13 protein-coding genes and 1 pseudogene are annotated in these 16,002 nt (G+C 59.3%); 7 read left to right on the forward strand and 7 right to left on the reverse strand.

Features of this window, described 5'->3' with window-relative positions; genetic code table 11:
* The 3 genes from K0H47_RS21060 to K0H47_RS21070 all read left to right on the forward strand — a co-directional run.
* The coding region (locus K0H47_RS21060) for a ketopantoate reductase C-terminal domain-containing protein (RefSeq protein WP_307877332.1) at positions 1 to 321 on the forward strand (321 nt) is incomplete at its 5' end.
* Positions 322 to 367: 46 nt separating this feature from the next.
* Complete coding sequence (locus K0H47_RS21065; protein WP_219273556.1) at positions 368 to 2,404, forward strand: ATP-binding protein; 2,037 nt, start codon at positions 368 to 370, stop codon at positions 2,402 to 2,404.
* Between the two features lie 2 nt (positions 2,405 to 2,406).
* Entirely contained in the window at positions 2,407 to 2,985 is a 579-nt protein-coding gene (locus K0H47_RS21070; RefSeq protein WP_063027599.1) for a cob(I)yrinic acid a,c-diamide adenosyltransferase, read from the forward strand.
* A gap of 73 nt (positions 2,986 to 3,058) precedes the next feature.
* On the opposite strand, the gene K0H47_RS21075 is transcribed toward K0H47_RS21070, so the two are convergent.
* The 3 genes from K0H47_RS21075 to secA form a co-directional block, all read right to left on the reverse strand.
* Positions 3,059 to 4,003: a Nudix family hydrolase gene (locus tag K0H47_RS21075; RefSeq protein ID WP_063027597.1), complete on the reverse strand. Its 945-nt coding sequence runs from the start codon at positions 4,001 to 4,003 to the stop codon at positions 3,059 to 3,061.
* A gap of 41 nt (positions 4,004 to 4,044) precedes the next feature.
* Positions 4,045 to 5,262 (reverse strand): bifunctional glutamate N-acetyltransferase/amino-acid acetyltransferase ArgJ, encoded by a 1,218-nt coding sequence (gene argJ / locus K0H47_RS21080; protein ID WP_063027595.1) that lies wholly within the window; start codon positions 5,260 to 5,262, stop codon positions 4,045 to 4,047.
* A gap of 121 nt (positions 5,263 to 5,383) precedes the next feature.
* On the reverse strand, positions 5,384 to 8,119 hold the full coding sequence (secA, locus tag K0H47_RS21085; protein WP_003209775.1) for a preprotein translocase subunit SecA: 2,736 nt from the start codon (positions 8,117 to 8,119) through the stop codon (positions 5,384 to 5,386).
* Positions 8,120 to 8,424: 305 nt separating this feature from the next.
* Between secA and K0H47_RS21090 the strand changes: the two genes are divergently transcribed.
* The gene (locus K0H47_RS21090; protein ID WP_008432358.1) at positions 8,425 to 8,880 is read left to right on the forward strand and encodes a DUF721 domain-containing protein; all 456 of its coding nucleotides are present in this window, start codon (positions 8,425 to 8,427) and stop codon (positions 8,878 to 8,880) included.
* A 122-nt stretch (positions 8,881 to 9,002) separates the two neighbouring features.
* Here K0H47_RS21090 and K0H47_RS21095 read toward each other — a convergent pair whose 3' ends face one another.
* Positions 9,003 to 10,481, reverse strand: coding sequence for a helicase HerA-like domain-containing protein (locus K0H47_RS21095; protein ID WP_093210185.1), 1,479 nt, complete (start codon positions 10,479 to 10,481; stop codon positions 9,003 to 9,005).
* Positions 10,482 to 10,678: 197 nt separating this feature from the next.
* Here K0H47_RS21095 and K0H47_RS31480 point away from each other — a divergent pair.
* A pseudogene (locus K0H47_RS31480) lies at positions 10,679 to 11,710 on the forward strand (cache domain-containing protein); the annotation flags it as partial.
* 93 nt (positions 11,711 to 11,803) lie between these two features.
* Positions 11,804 to 12,568, forward strand: a complete 765-nt coding sequence (locus tag K0H47_RS31485) for a methyl-accepting chemotaxis protein (RefSeq protein ID WP_373568943.1) — start codon at positions 11,804 to 11,806, stop codon at positions 12,566 to 12,568.
* A gap of 10 nt (positions 12,569 to 12,578) precedes the next feature.
* Here K0H47_RS31485 and K0H47_RS21105 read toward each other — a convergent pair whose 3' ends face one another.
* Positions 12,579 to 12,779 carry a hypothetical protein gene (locus tag K0H47_RS21105; protein ID WP_177071287.1) on the reverse strand — a complete coding sequence of 67 codons (201 nt, stop codon included), beginning with the start codon at positions 12,777 to 12,779 and terminating at the stop codon, positions 12,579 to 12,581.
* A gap of 84 nt (positions 12,780 to 12,863) precedes the next feature.
* The gene (gene purU / locus K0H47_RS21110; protein ID WP_219273557.1) at positions 12,864 to 13,712 is read right to left on the reverse strand and encodes a formyltetrahydrofolate deformylase; all 849 of its coding nucleotides are present in this window, start codon (positions 13,710 to 13,712) and stop codon (positions 12,864 to 12,866) included.
* Between the two features lie 350 nt (positions 13,713 to 14,062).
* Here purU and mvaT point away from each other — a divergent pair, with 350 nt between their 5' ends.
* On the forward strand, positions 14,063 to 14,437 hold the full coding sequence (mvaT, locus tag K0H47_RS21115; RefSeq protein WP_005790963.1) for a histone-like nucleoid-structuring protein MvaT: 375 nt from the start codon (positions 14,063 to 14,065) through the stop codon (positions 14,435 to 14,437).
* A gap of 90 nt (positions 14,438 to 14,527) precedes the next feature.
* On the opposite strand, the gene sbcB is transcribed toward mvaT, so the two are convergent.
* The gene (gene sbcB / locus K0H47_RS21120) at positions 14,528 to 15,955 is read right to left on the reverse strand and encodes an exodeoxyribonuclease I (RefSeq protein ID WP_177071288.1); all 1,428 of its coding nucleotides are present in this window, start codon (positions 15,953 to 15,955) and stop codon (positions 14,528 to 14,530) included.
* Positions 15,956 to 16,002: the final 47 nt, after the last annotated feature.

The raw sequence follows: 16,002 nt of genomic DNA on the forward strand, positions 1-16,002 counted from the left end.
TGCCGCAATGGGGAACTGCAAGCCCATCAGTGCGAAGTGGCCACCCTGTGCGCCGAACTCGCCGAACTGCTGGAATGCTGCGGCCAACCCGCCGCCGCGCAGGATTTGCAGAGCGAAGTGGAGCGGGTGATCCAGGCCACGGCGGCCAATTACTCATCGATGTACCAGGACGTGGCCAATGCCCGGCGCACCGAAATCAGCTACTTGCTGGGCTATGCCTGCCAGGCGGCCGCACGTCACCAACTGACCTTGCCGCACCTGCAACAACTTCAGGTCCGCCTGGTACAGCAACTGTCTGCACGCGGATTGCCCAGCGACTGAAGCACGCGCTACCCTGCCTGCTTGTTCCTTTGCAGCGAAAACCTTGATGCCACTGCGCCAGCGTCTCGAAAATCTACCGGTTGGGCAAAAACTGCTGGCGGCCCTGCTGGTCTTGTTGACCACCGTCTTGCTGGTGGCCAACCTGACCTTTATCAGCGCCGCCTACTGGATCTCCCAGGAAAGCATGGCGCCCCAGGCCTTGCAGGCCATCGGTCGACTGGTGTCGAACCCGTCGCTGGCTGCCCAGGCCCTGGACTCTCCACTCAAGGCGCAAAACCTGCTGGATGAACTGACCAGCTATTCACCCTTGCGGGCCGCGGCCTTATATGACGGTGAAGGTACGCGCCTGGCCCAACTGCAACATGCCAATCGCCTGCACCTGCCAGCCAATTACAATGAGATCGAAATCTGGCGCGCCACCGAGTTTCGCAGCAATCAGGTGATCACCCTTCCCCGTGCCGGCCAACCGTCCGGGCATTTGCTGCTGGTGGCCAGCAGCGAACTGCCGGTGGCCTTTTACACCGGGACCTTCACCGCCAGCCTGGGCATCCTAATTTTCAGTGTGCTGCTGTGGCTGGTGATTGCCCGACAGATCAAGCGCCTGATTACCCGGCCGATCCATGAACTGGAAGAACTGTCGCGTCAGGTCACCCGGGAAGAGAACTACGCCTTGCGCGCCGGTCGCGGCAACCATGACGAAATCGGCAGCCTGGCCGAAGCCTTCAACACCATGCTTTCGCGCATCGAAGCCCGCGAGCAACAACTCAAGCGCGCGCGGGACGATTCCCAGGCCGCCTACGATCAGGCCCAGGGCCTGGCGGAAGAAACCCGCCACACCAACCGCAAGCTGGAACTGGAAGTCCAGGTGCGCAGCAAGATCGAGAAAAAACTCACCGGTTTCCAGAACTACCTCAACAGCATCATCGACTCGATGCCCTCGGCGCTGATTGCCCTGGATGAACAGCTCTACGTCACCCAATGGAACCAGGAAGCCAGCGCGCTTTCCGGCACCCGTCTGGATGAGGCGTTGAACCAGCCAATCTTCCTTGCCTTCCAACCGCTCAAACCCTTTTTGCCGCAAATCAAGGCCACGGTGGAGCAACACACCGTGGAGCGGATCGAGCGGGTGACCTGGGTCAAGGATGACGAGCCCAAGCACTACGCCCTGACCTTCTACCCGCTGATGGGCGGCGCCGGGCGTGGCGTAGTGATCCGGATCGACGACATCACCCAGCGCCTGTCCCTGGAAGAGATGATGGTGCAGTCAGAGAAGATGCTCTCAGTCGGCGGCCTCGCCGCCGGCATGGCCCACGAAATCAACAACCCGCTGGGGGCGATCCTGCATAACGTGCAGAACATCCGCCGCCGCCTGTCCAACGAACTGCCAAAAAACCTTGAGCATGCCGAACAGGTGGGCATCGACCTGGACATGGTCAACCGCTACCTGCAAAGCCGCGAAGTGCCGCAATTGCTCGATGGCATCCAGCAGGCCGGAGCCCGGGCGGCAAAAATCGTCACCCACATGCTCAGCTTCAGCCGCCGCAGCAACCGCCAGATGGCGCCCTGCGACCTGCCGGCCTTGATCGACCAGGCCGTAGAAATTGCCGGCAACGACTTCGACCTCATCGTCGGTTTCGACTTCAAGGGCCAGGCGATCATCCGCCAGTTCGACCCACAACTGGGCCCGGTGCCCGGCACCGCCAACGAACTGGAGCAGGTACTGCTCAACCTGCTGAAAAACGCCGCACAGGCGATTCACCAGCGTGAAAATGACAGCGAGCCCGGGCGTATCATCCTGCGTACCCGGCTCAACCCGCCGTGGGCGGAGATCCAGGTGGAAGACAACGGCATCGGCATGAGCGAGAACGTGCGCAAACGCACGTTTGAGCCGTTCTTCACCACCAAGGAGATCGGCCAGGGCACCGGGCTTGGCCTGTCGGTTTCGTACTTCATCATCACCAACAATCACAAGGGCCAGATGGAAGTCCAATCGACCCTCGGCCAAGGCACCTGCTTCACCCTGCGATTACCTTTGGCGGGCAGCCAATTGCCCTCCAACGAACTCACTCAACTGGAGCGCTAACCATGGGCTTTCGCCTGTCGAAGATTTACACCCGTACCGGCGACAAGGGCGAAACCGGCCTGGGCGATGGCCGCCGCGTGCCCAAGGACCATCCACGGGTTGAGGCGATTGGCGAAGTCGATGCGCTGAACAGCCAGCTGGGTTTGTTGTTGGCGGGTCTTGAGGAACAGAGCGGACAGCATCCGGCATTGAAGGATGTGATCGAGGTGTTGACGCCTTGCCAGCATCGGCTGTTTGATCTGGGCGGCGAGTTGGCGATGCCGGTGTACAAGGCGCTGAATGCGGCGGAAGTCGACCGGCTTGAAGCGGCGATCGATCGCTGGAATGAAGAAGTCGGGCCGCTGGAGAACTTCATTCTGCCGGGGGGATCGGCGTTGATTGCCCAGGCTCATGTGTGCCGCAGCCTGGCCCGCAGTGCGGAGCGTCGGTGTCAGCACCTGAATGCGGTGGAACCGCTGGAAGGCGTGGGGTTGGCGTATATCAACCGCCTATCGGACTTGCTGTTTGTGGCAGCCAGGGTGATCGCCAAGCGTCAGGGCGTTGCGGAGATTTTGTGGCAGGCGGCGGCAAAGCCACACTAATGCTTACTGACTGATTGAGATTTGTGGCGAGGGAGCTTGCTCCCTCGCCACAACAAGCTCATCGGCCTGGTCCTTACACCTCAGGCCAGAACGCCCGAATCCCCGCCACGCCTTGCGCACCGGCTTCCCAGGCCTTTTCCCGCTCTGCAGGACCCACCCCACCCAGCAAGAACACCGGTTTGCTGAAACCACTGATCAACTGCTGCGCCTGCGCCCAACCCAATGGCTGGGCATCCGGGTGAGTCTGGGTCGGCTGAACCGGAGACAGGGTGACGAAATCCACGTCCATCAACTCCGCCAACGCCAGTTCTTCAGCATTGTGGCAAGACGCCGCCAACCAGCGATCCTTCGGCAAAGGACGTCCCTTGCTCGCGTATTTGCGCAGTTGCGCCGAGGTCATGTGCCAGCCGGCTGCGGGAAAATCCCCCAGCCATTCAAACGGCCCTTTCAGCATAAGCTGAGCCTTGCCCGCACACAGGCCCACGGCGTCCACCGCCAGGTCGCGGTACTTGGGGTCGTAACCGTTGGGAGCACGCAACTGAACCAGCTTGATGCCGCCAGCGATGGCCTTTTGAATCCCGCGCAGCAGGGTCGGCGTTTCCAGCTCACCCGGAGTGATCAGGTATTCAGCCGGCAAACGCGCTGCCGCTACGATCGGTGCGTTGGCCGCCGGAAACTCATAGTTAGGCAGGTCCCGTTGGGCCACCCACTCAAGGGGTTGCCCTTCGGCACCGTGAGGTTCGCCGGTAAAGGCCGAGACTTCCCAGACATCCAGCAACACCTGCTTGTCGGGGTAATCATGCTGCACCTTGATCAACGGACGAGCCGCCGTAACCTGAATACCCAACTCTTCCTGCAATTCACGGGACAGCGCGGTAGCGACCGACTCATCGGCCTCCACCTTGCCCCCGGGAAACTCCCAGAGCCCGCCCTGATGCTGGGTATCGGCGCGGCGCGCCAGCAGAATCCTGCCGTCGACACCCCGGATGACCGCTGCTGCTACATGAACTCGTTTCACCGCACTATTTCCTCTGAATCGGTTTGAAGACCTGCCTGGTATCAGGTGCGGTATTCCGCGTTGATCTTCACGTACTCGTGGGACAGGTCGGTGGTCCAGATGGTTTCGCTGCACTCACCGCGGCCCAATTCGATACGGATGGTGATTTCTTCCTGCTGCATCACCGCAGAACCCTGGGCTTCGGTGTACGTCTCGGCCCGGGCGCCACGGCTGGCGATGCACACCTCGCCGAGGAACACATCGATCTTGCTCACGTCCAGGTTCGGCACACCGGCACGCCCCACAGCGGCCAGGATACGGCCCCAGTTCGGGTCGGAGGCAAACAGTGCAGTCTTGATCAGCGGCGAGTGGGCCACGGTGTAGCCGACGTCCAGACATTCCTGATGGTTGCCGCCGCCGTTGACTTCAACCGTCACAAACTTGGTGGCGCCTTCGCCATCACGCACGATGGCCTGGGCCACGTCCATGCACACTTCGAACACCGCCTGCTTCAAGGCTGCGAAATACGCGCCGTTGGACGAGGTGATTTCCGGCAGGTCGGCCTGGCCGGTGGCGATCAACATGCAGCAGTCGTTGGTCGAGGTATCGCCGTCGATGGTGATGCGGTTGAACGACTTGTTGGCGCCGTCGAGCATCAGGTTTTGCAGCACATCGCGAGAGACTTTGGCGTCGGTGGCGATATAGCCGAGCATGGTCGCCATGTTCGGGCGAATCATGCCAGCACCTTTGCTGATGCCGGTGACGGTCACGGTGACGCCTTCGTGCACAAACTGGCGGCTCGCGCCTTTGGGCAGGGTGTCAGTGGTCATGATGCCGGTGGCCGCGGCCGCCCAGTTATCCACCGACAAGTCATCCAGTGCGGCTTGCAACGCGCCTTCGATTTTCTCGACCGGCAACGGCTCACCGATCACACCGGTGGAGTACGGCAGCACCTGGTTGGCATCAACTCCAGTCAGCTCTGCCAGCTTGGCGCAGGTGCGAGCAGCAGCGGCCAAGCCAGGTTCGCCGGTGCCGGCGTTGGCATTGCCAGTGTTGGTCAGCAGGTAACGCACCGGGCCTTCAACCCGCTGCTTGGCCAAAATCACCGGAGCCGCGCAGAACGCGTTCAGGGTGAACACACCCGCGACGGTCGAGCCTTCGGCACAGCGCATCACCACCACATCCTTGCGCCCCGGGCGTTTGATGCCGGCCGAAGCAATACCGAGTTCAAAACCGGCAACCGGGTGCAACGTGGGCAAAGGACCAAGACCAACAGCCATGAATGCGCTCCTAAAAATAGTGGATGTGTGACCCGTCATTCTCGACGGTGACAAAATGGCAAAACGCCGCGACGGCTGATGCCGGTCGCGGCGCGGGGTGTTGCAGCGTCAGGCGAAAATCTTAGTTGATTTCGCCGTGGCAGTGTTTGAACTTCTTGCCCGAACCGCACCAGCACAGTTCATTGCGACCCAGCTTCTGCTCATTGCGCACCGGAGCTTGAGCCAGGGCCACATCGACCTCTTCACCCAACACTTCCGGAGCCTCTAGGCCAGGCGCTTCGTCGTGCTGGAACTGCATCCGCGCAGCCAGTGCCTCGGCTTCCTGACGCAGGCGGGCTTCTTCCTCGATCGGGTCTTCGCGACGCACCTGAACGTGGGACAGCACACGAATCGAATCGCGCTTGATCGAATCCAGCAGCTCGGAGAACAGCGTGAACGACTCGCGCTTGTACTCCTGCTTCGGGTTCTTCTGGGCGTAGCCACGCAGGTGGATGCCGTGACGCAGGTGGTCCATGGTCGACAGGTGGTCTTTCCACAGGTCGTCCAGCACGCGCAGTACGATTTGCTTCTCGAAGGTGCGCAGTGCTTCGGCACTCGCCTGCTCTTCTTTTTCGTTGTACGCGGCCAGCAGCTCGGTCATGAGCTTCTCGCGCAGGGTTTCTTCGTACAAGTGGTCGTCTTCGTCGAGCCATTGCTGGACCGGCAAGTCGACACCGAAGTCGCTCTTCAACGCGGCTTCCAGACCGGCAACATCCCACTGCTCAGGCAGGGACTGTGGCGGAATGTGTGCGCTGACGGTGGCGTTCAGCACGTCCTGGCGGAAATCGGCAATGGTCTCGCCGATGTTGGTGGCGGCCAACAAACTGTTACGCATGTGATAAATCACTTTACGCTGTTCGTTGTTGACGTCATCGAACTCGAGCAGTTGCTTACGAATGTCGAAGTTGCGGCCTTCTACCTTGCGCTGTGCCTTCTCGATGGCGTTGGTCACCATGCGGTGTTCAATCGCTTCACCGGACTGCATGCCCAGGGCTTTCATGAAGTTCTTCACCCGGTCCGAGGCGAAGATACGCATCAGGCTGTCTTCCAGGGACAGGTAGAAACGGCTGGAACCGGCGTCACCCTGACGACCGGCACGACCACGCAACTGGTTGTCGATACGACGCGATTCGTGACGCTCGGACGCGATCACCTGCAAGCCACCGGACTCCAGCACTTGCTGGTGACGCTTCTGCCAGTCAGCCTTGATCTGCGCGATCTGCTCAGGGGTCGGGTTGTCCAGGGAGGCAACTTCCACTTCCCAGTTACCGCCCAACAGGATGTCGGTACCACGACCGGCCATGTTGGTGGCGATGGTCAGTGCCCCCGGGCGACCGGCCTGGGCAATGATCTCGGCTTCTTTTTCGTGGAACTTGGCGTTGAGGACCTTGTGCTCGATGCCTTCCTTGGCCAGCAAGCTGGACATGTGCTCGGAAGTTTCGATGGTGGCAGTACCCACCAGCACCGGACGGCCCTGGGCCATGCATTCCTTGATGTCGGCGACGATTGCAGCGTATTTCTCGTCGGCGGTCAGGAACACCAGGTCGTTGAAGTCTTTACGCGCCAGTGGCTTGTTCGGTGGGATAACCATCACCGACAGACCGTAGATCTGGTGGAATTCGAACGCTTCGGTGTCGGCTGTACCGGTCATGCCGGACAGTTTGTTGTACAGACGGAAGTAGTTCTGGAAGGTGGTGGAGGCCAGGGTCTGGCTTTCAGCCTGAATGTTCAGGGCTTCCTTGGCTTCGATCGCCTGGTGCAGGCCTTCCGACAAACGGCGACCCGGCATGGTACGACCGGTGTGTTCGTCGACCAGTACGACCTGGCCGTCCTGCACGATGTATTCAACGTTGCGATGGAACAGCTTGTGAGCGCGCAGGCCGGCATACACGTGGGTCAACAGGCCCAGGTTGTGCGCCGAGTACAGGCTCTCGCCTTCGGCCAGCAGGCCGATCTGGGTGAGCATGTCTTCGACGAACTGGTGACCGGCTTCGTTGAGTTCGACCTGGCGGGTCTTTTCGTCGATGGTGAAGTGACCTTCTTTGGTCACCACGCCTTCCACTTCCTCGATATGTTGCTCAAGGCGCGGGATCAGCTTGTTGATTTCGGTATACAGACGCGAGCTGTCCTCGGCCTGACCGGAGATGATCAGCGGGGTACGGGCTTCGTCGATCAGGATGGAGTCGACTTCGTCGATCACGGCAAAATTGAGTTCGCGCTGGAATTTTTCTTCCATGCTGAACGCCATGTTGTCGCGCAGGTAGTCGAAACCGAATTCGTTGTTGGTACCGTAGGTGATGTCGGCAGCGTAGGCGGCGCGCTTCTCTTCCGGCGGCTGGAACGGCGTGACAACGCCGACCGTCAGGCCGAGGAATTCATACAGCGGACGCATCCAGTTGGCGTCCCGGCGAGCCAGGTAGTCGTTCACCGTCACAACGTGCACGCCCTTGCCGGACAATGCGTTGAGGTAAACGCCCAGGGTTGCCACCAGGGTCTTGCCTTCACCGGTACGCATTTCGGCAATCATGCCTTCATGCAAGGTCATGCCGCCGATCAACTGAACGTCGAAGTGGCGCATGCCCATGACACGCTTACCGGCTTCACGGGCGACCGCAAAGGCTTCGGGAAGCAGCTTGTCGAGGGTTTCACCTTTGGCTATGCGGGCCTTGAACTCTTCGGTCTTGGCGCGCAATTGCTCGTCCGAAAGGGCAACCATCTGCTCTTCGAAGGCATTGACCAGCTGCACCGTCTTGAGCATGCGTTTGACTTCGCGCTCATTCTTGCTTCCAAAAAGTTTCTTTAACAAAGGCGCAAACATATCGGCAGGTTCTTCCACACATAGGGATGGAGGGCGCCCCGTGAGTCGCCCGAGCAGCCCTCACGGCCGCATGCGAACGAGCATTCTACCCGGAAACGTGGGTGAGGAAAGTGGCGTTATTCCACGATGCTGGCACGGCGCTCTTAGAGGGCTTGTTTAAAATAAGGGCTTTTTGCTGAACTTCAACCCATTCAGGCAATAAGTTACTCATTGATTTAATGGATAAACTGCCGGTAATGCAATGGCCGCAGCGGTGCAGACGCTTTCTGCTACCATGGCCGCTCTGTTACTTAAGGTGTCTAGTCATGGCATTTCGCCCTCTTACGGCTCGAGCTCCCGCCGTGTTGCTTCGCGAAGCCAAGCCTTTAAAAGCCATCTTCGGCCATGCGCAACGCCTTGGTCATCTGCAACGCCTGGTAGAAAGCCAACTGCAACCCGCCGCCCGCGAACACTGCCATGTGGCTTCGTGGCGTGAAGGCAATCTGCTGCTGATCGTCACCGATGGCCATTGGGCGACGCGCCTGCGCTATCAGCAAAAACGGTTGCAGCGCCAATTGATGGCCTTCGATGAATTCGCCAGCCTGACGCGCATCCAGTTCAAAGTACAACCGCCGACCGTACCGCAAGGTGCAGTGGGGCATACGATGGATTTGTCGGAAATCGCAGCCGAAACCATTCAGGCCACGGCCGACGGGATTACCGATCCGAATTTACGCGCGGCACTGGAGCGGCTGGCCGCTCACGCCAAACCCAAAACCTGAGACCTGGCGCATAACCAAATGTGGGAGCGGGCTTGCTCGCGAAGGCGGCGTGTCAGTCACTGCATATATTGACTGATCCACCGCTTTCGCGAGCAAGCCCGTTCCCACATTTGATCGCATCGTTATTTACGCTTGCTGCCACCCAACAACGACCCGAGTAACCCGCGCACCAATTGCCGGCCCATCTGATTGGCCGCCTGTTGCATCGCCGACTTCAGTGCCTTGCCTGCCGTAGTCCCCAGGAACGCGCCGGCCTTGTCGGTAAAACTCGGTTCTTCAGCAGCGGGCGCCGCCTCCTCCTGCGGCCCCAGGTCCTTGCGGGCCATCAACACTTCGTACGCCGACTCTCGATCAATCGGCTTGTCATAGCGCCCCAGCAACGGCGAACTGGCAATCAACGCCGCCCGCTCGGCTTCGCTCAACGGCCCGATCCGCGATTGCGGCGGCGCCACCAGTACGCGCTGGACTACCTCAGGCGTCCCCTTTTCCTGCAAGGTTCCCACCAGCGCCTCACCCGTTCCCAATTCGGTCAGCACCGCCAGCGCATCAAACGCCGGGTTAGGGCGGAAGCCATCGGCCACGGCTCGCAGGGATTTCTGCTCTTTGGTGGTGAATGCCCGCAGGCCGTGCTGGATGCGCAAGCCTAGTTGCGCCAGTACCGTGTCCGGCAGGTCTCCCGGAGACTGGGTGACGAAATACACACCGACCCCTTTCGAACGAATCAGCCGCACCACTTGTTCCAGGCGATCCTGCAGGGCTTTTGGAGTATCGGCGAATAACAGATGCGCCTCATCGAAAAACAGCGCCAGCAGCGGCTTGTCGGCATCACCGCGCTCCGGTAGTTGCTCAAACAGTTCGGCCAACAGCCAGAGCAGGAAGGTCGCGTACACCTTCGGTGCCTCATGCACCAGCCGGCTGGCGTCCAACAAATGAATACGACCGCGCCCGTCACTGGCGGGCTGCAGGATATCTTCCAGTTGCAACGCCGGCTCGCCGAACAACGCTTCGGCACCCTGCTGTTCCAGCACTGCCAGGCGCCGCAATAGCGCCTGGCTGGAACCGGTGGTCATCAAGGCCGCGTCTTCCCCCAGCAATTCCGGGTGGTAGCGCAAATGATTGAGCAGCGCCTTGAGGTCCTTGAGGTCCAGCAGTAACAGACCTTCGCGGTCGGCCACCTTAAAGGCCGCATAAAGCGCTGATTGTTGACTGTCGGTGAGTTCCAACAGGCTGCCGAGCAACAGCGGGCCCATTTCACTCATGGTGGTACGCAGCGGATGACCGGACTGGCCGTGGATATCCCACAACGTCACCGGATACGCCTTGGGCGTGTAATTAAGGAAAGGCATGCCGGCAATCCGCTCGGCAACCTTGCCCTGAGGGTTGGCCGCGGCGCCCAGGCCACACAGGTCGCCCTTGATGTCGGCGGCAAACACCGCGACACCGGCATCGCTGAAGGCTTCCGCCAGGCGCTGCAACGTGACGGTCTTGCCGGTACCGGTAGCACCCGCGATCAGGCCGTGGCGGTTGGCCAGGCGCATCGACTGGGCGATCGGCTGACCTTGAAGATCTGCACCAATAATGAGTTGCGAGGAGTCAGGCATTTTGTCACCCATGGTTAATCTTTAGCACGGCGTGGTCGATACAGTTAAAGCGAGAGACCCAAGAAGTCTTAGAAAAAACGGGCCGGATAATTCCTGCAGGAGCAGATGGAAATATCACACTTTTTTTGACGCAGCCATTTTGCGCGCCCCAAAAGGACGTGCATCGGATATTAAGACCATAGCGGACCCCACAAGCCATGAATAAAAATCTGCGTTTCAGCCATAAAATCCTGCTTGCCGCCGCTCTTATCGTCATTGCCGCCTTTGCGTTGTTTACCCTTTACAACGACTACTTGCAGCGTAATGCGATTCGCGACGATCTGAACAACTACCTGCATGAGATGGGCGACGTCACCGCCAGCAATATCCAGACCTGGCTCACCGGGCGCATTGTGCTGATCGAAAGCGCCGCGCAGAACATCGCCATCAACCCGGATTCAACTAACGTCGCGAGCCTCCTGGAACAGAAAGCCCTGACGTCTTCGTTCATGGCCACCTACCTGGGCGACAGCAAAGGCGGTTTCGTGATCCGCCCCGACACCAAGATGCCCGACGGTTTCGACCCGCGTGTACGCCCCTGGTACAAGGGCGCACAGGCCAGCAACGGCTCAACCCTGACCGAACCCTACATTGACGCGGCCACCGGTCAGTTGATCATCTCCATTGCCACCCCCAGCAGCAAAGCCGGGCAGAGTGTTGGCGTGGTGGGCGGCGACCTGAGCCTGCAAACCCTGGTGGACAACATCGGAGCCCTGAACTTCGGCGGCATGGGGTATGCCTTCCTGGTCAGCGCCGACGGCAAAGTGCTGGTGCACCCGGACAAAAGCCTGGTGATGAAAGCCTTGGCTGACGTCTATCCAAAAAACACCCCGAAGATCAGCAGCGATTTCAGTGAAGTCGAAGTCGACGGCAAAACCCGCATCGTCACCTTTACCCCGATCAAGGGCCTGCCCTCGGTGAACTGGTACCTCGGCCTGTCGGTGGATAAAGACAAATCCTTCGCCATGCTCAGTGAATTCCGCACCTCGGCGATCATTGCCACGATCATCGCGGTGGTCATCATCATCGCCCTGCTGGGCATGCTGATCCGCATCCTCCTGCAGCCATTGCACATCATGACCCGCGCCATGGAAGACATCGCCGACGGCGAGGGCGACCTGACCCGCCGCCTGACCATCCAGAACCACGACGAATTCGGCGTGCTCGGTACCGCGTTCAATCGCTTCGTGGAGCGGATTCACACCTCGATTCGCGAGGTATCCTCGGCCACCGAGCACGTCAATGAAGTGGCCCTGCGGGTGGTCAGCGCCTCCAACTCCTCGATGGTTAATTCCGACGAGCAGGCCAACCGCACCAACAGCGTAGCGGCCGCCATCAACGAACTGGGGGCCGCCGCCCAGGAAATCGCCCGCAACGCCGCACAGGCCTCCAACCAGGCCAGCGATGCCCGACAACTGGCCGAAGACGGGCAGCAGGTGGTGGAGCGCAATATCAAGGCGATGAACCAGTTGTCGCAGATGATCAGCGCCTCCAGTACCAATATCGAAGCGCTTAACAACAAGACGGTGAACATCGGGCAGATTCTGGAAGTGATCACCAGCATTTCCCAGCAAACCAACCTGCTGGCCCTCAACGCGGCGATTGAAGCCGCACGGGCCGGGGAAGCCGGTCGCGGGTTCGCCGTGGTGGCCGATGAAGTGCGTAACCTGGCACACCGTACCCAGGAATCGGCGCAGCAAGTGCAGAAGATGATCGAGGAGCTGCAAGTGGGCGCGCGGGATTCGGTCAGCACCATGAGTGAAAGCCAGCGTCACAGCCAGGACAGCGTGGAAATCGCCAACCTGGCCGGCGAGCGCCTGAACAGCGTGACCCAGCGCATCGGCGAGATTGACGGGATGAACCAGTCGGTGGCCACCGCTACCGAGGAACAGACCTCGGTGGTGGAGTCGATCAACATGGACATCACCGAGATCAACACCCTCAATCAGGAAGGTGTGGAGAACCTGCAATCGACGTTGCGCGCCTGTTCCGACCTGGAACAGCAGGCAGCGCGCTTGAAACAACTGGTGGGCAGTTTCCGGATCTGATTCAACGGCGTCAGTGGCGGCCTTGTGCATGGGCTGACGCCTTTTCTTCCGGCGATTTGGACGTGTCCTGCAGTTGTTCCCACAACTCGGCGGCGCCTGGAAACTCGGTGCCGTCTTCACTGCTCAAGTCATCCGGGTCATATCGACTCAAACAACCCTCTCCCAGCGTCGCAGGGGCTTTGGACGTGGCTTTATCAAGTGGATCGCTCATTCTCCAATCCTCTCCCGAGGCAAAAAAAAGGGCCTGCAGCGATTTAACGCCCAGGCCCTTCATTCTTCAATCAGAACACTTCAATCAGAACACGACGGTCTTGTTGCCGTGCACCAGCACCCGGTCTTCCAGGTGATAGCGCAGGCCGCGGGCCAGCACCATCTTCTCGACGTCACGGCCAAAACGGACCATGTCTTCGATGCTGTCGCTATGGCTGACGCGCACCACGTCCTGCTCGATGATCGGACCTGCATCCAACTCTTCGGTGACGTAGTGGCACGTAGCGCCGATCAGCTTTACACCGCGCAGGGATGCCTGGTGATACGGCTTTGCGCCTACAAACGACGGCAGGAAACTGTGGTGAATGTTGATCACCTTGCCGGCGTACTCACTGCACAGTTCCGGCGGCAGGATCTGCATGTAGCGCGCCAGCACCACGACGTCTGCGTCGTGCTGCTTGACCAGGCGCGAGACCTCGGCGAAAGCCGGCTCCTTGTCCTGCGGGTTGACCGGGACATGGTAGTAAGGGATGCCGTGCCACTCGACCATGCTGCGCAGGTCGTCGTGATTGGAAATCACGCAGGAGATTTCGCAGTCCAGTTCGTCGCTGTGCCAGCGGTGCAGCAAGTCTGCCAGGCAGTGGGACTCACGGCTGGCCATCAGGACCACGTGCTTTTTCTGTTCCGTGTCGGTGATGCGCCAGGTCATCGAGAACTCTTCAGCGATCGGCGCAAATGCCTCGCGAAATGCCTCTAGACCAAAGGGCAGCGTATCGGCACGAATTTCGTGACGCATGAAGAACCAGCCGCTGAGATTGTCCGAGTGATGGCTCGCTTCGGTGATCCAGCCGTTATGGGAAGCCAGAAAGTTACTGACCTTGGCAACGATGCCAACCCGGTCCGGGCAAGCAATCACCAGCCGAAAAGTGCGCATTAGGGGGAAACTCCAGAACTTCACAAAGGCCGCCATTCTAGCGATTGCGCACAAAAACTGCAGTATTCCTCTACGCTTATTCTGATCACGCGAGCCGGCCCTACCCCTTAATAGCGTAAGGTTTTACCCACTATATGTGTGCTATCCCATGGACTCAGGCAGTAAGCCAGGACTTAACGAGAGTATCTTTAGGCCTTAACCCTTACTAATTAACTCAATTCCACCCTTTTGCCACAAACAACCAAAGTAAATTACATAAATGCGGCCTTAAATGTTTACTTGGGCAAACTGTCTGACTATTATTGGGCCACTATCCCCTTTCACCCAGCGCCCTACATAAGGTAGTCCCCATGTCCCTGATCAACGAATACCGTGCCACCGAAGAAGCTATCAAAGAGCTGCAAGCCCGTTTGAAGAACCTGTCCCAAGACGACAAACTGCAAACCGAGCTGGAATTCGAAGGCAAATTGCGCACCCTGATGGGCGAATACTCCAAATCCCTGCGTGACATCATCGCGCTGCTGGATCCAGAGTCGAAAGTTAAGGCTCCACGTGGTGCCGTAAAAACTACCGGCACCAAGCGTGCACGTAAGGTTAAACAATACAAAAACCCGCATAACGGCGAAGTGATTGAAACCAAAGGTGGCAACCACAAGACGCTGAAAGAGTGGAAAGCCAAGTGGGGCGGCGACGTGGTTGAAGGCTGGGCTACCCTGCTGGGCTAAGCCTCACCAGGACGCCGCGTGATACGCAACGCAATAAAAAACGCCAGCTAGCTGGCGTTTTTTATTGTCCGCATTTTACCTGCGTGCCGATTACAGGCTCATTCGTGCTGCTAAAGAGTCAACATATTCCTGCCACTCATCAAGCACCTGCTGCTGAAACGGTGTAGCACTAACAGCCAACTCAAGACGTGCCTGTTTAAAAGCTTCAAGGGTGTTTGGCGCCCCCCACTGAGGGTCTGACAAACGTTGCTGACAGAAAACTCTCCAGCGTTGTTGCTCCTCACTATTCAAGGTGTCAGGGAAGTTACGCGCGCGATAGCGAAATAATAATTCAGGTAAACGCTCATCATCGAAAGGCCATTGCTGGCGCGCTAGTTGCGCAGGCTCGGCGACTCTCACTTGTTCACATAAACGTCGATCACGATCCCCGATAAAACCATCGTATAGCTGCTGCTCGGGATCAGCGCTTGGCGCAAAATCTTCCTCGGCATAAATCAGCGCTAATTTATCGCGCCATAGTTCCTGTGCGTCGCTTAGCCGCAGGGCTCGCGCCTCACACTCATCCATATCCAGTTGCAGACGCTCGCGGTCTTGTGCCCGAAGCACACTCAACGGTGCGACTACCGGGCAGCGATTGATGTGCAACAATTTGAGCGGTACCGGCAACTCACCTTCGGCAAGGTCATCACGACGGGTATATAAGCGCCGGCGCAAGGTATCGGCGTCCTCGTCCAACAACCCTTGGGGATCGAGCCCAAGGTCACAGACGATCAACGCATTGCGATTGCGCGGATGCCAGGCCAGCGGCAACACCACTCCCAGGTAATGACGCTCGGCGGAAAAACGGCCGGAGATATGCACCATCGGCTGTAATAACCGCACCTGGTCCATCACCCGTTGCTTGCTGCGCAGTTGAAACAGCCAGTCATAGAGCTTGGGTTGCTTCTCGCGGATCAACCGCGCCAGTGCGATGGTGGCGCGCACATCGGACAAGGCGTCGTGGGCCTGGCCGTGGTCGATGCCGTTGGCAGCCGTCAATCGCTCAAGCTTGAGGGTGACGCGCCCGTCCTGTTCCGGCCAGACGATCCCGTCCGGGCGCAGGGCGTAGGCGGTGCGTACTACGTCGATCAGGTCCCAGCGGCTATTGCCGCCCTGCCACTCCCGGGCATAGGGATCAAAAAAATTGCGGTACAGACTGTAGCGCGTCATCTCGTCGTCAAAACGCAAGGTGTTGTAGCCAGCCCCGCAGGTGCCCGGGGCGGCGAGTTCGGCGTGTACCCGGGTCATGAAGTCGGCTTCGGCCAGGCCTTTTTCCGCCAGCACCCCGGGCGTGATACCGGTAATCGCGCACGCCGCCGGGTGCGGCAGGATATCGTCGCTGGGGTGGCAATAAAGATTGACCGGCGACCCGACCTCGTTGAGTTCAAGGTCAGTGCGAATGCCGGCTACCTGCAGTGGGCGGTCGGTACGCGGGTTGATGCCGGTGGTTTCATAGTCGTACCAGAAAATGGTGGTCACGGGCTATTCCTGTGCTGAAGACCGGCAAAGTCTAGGCGCTTGACGGC

The sequence above is a fragment of the Pseudomonas sp. Xaverov 83 genome (genome assembly GCF_019352905.1).
GTDB lineage: Bacteria > Pseudomonadota > Gammaproteobacteria > Pseudomonadales > Pseudomonadaceae > Aquipseudomonas > Aquipseudomonas yamanorum.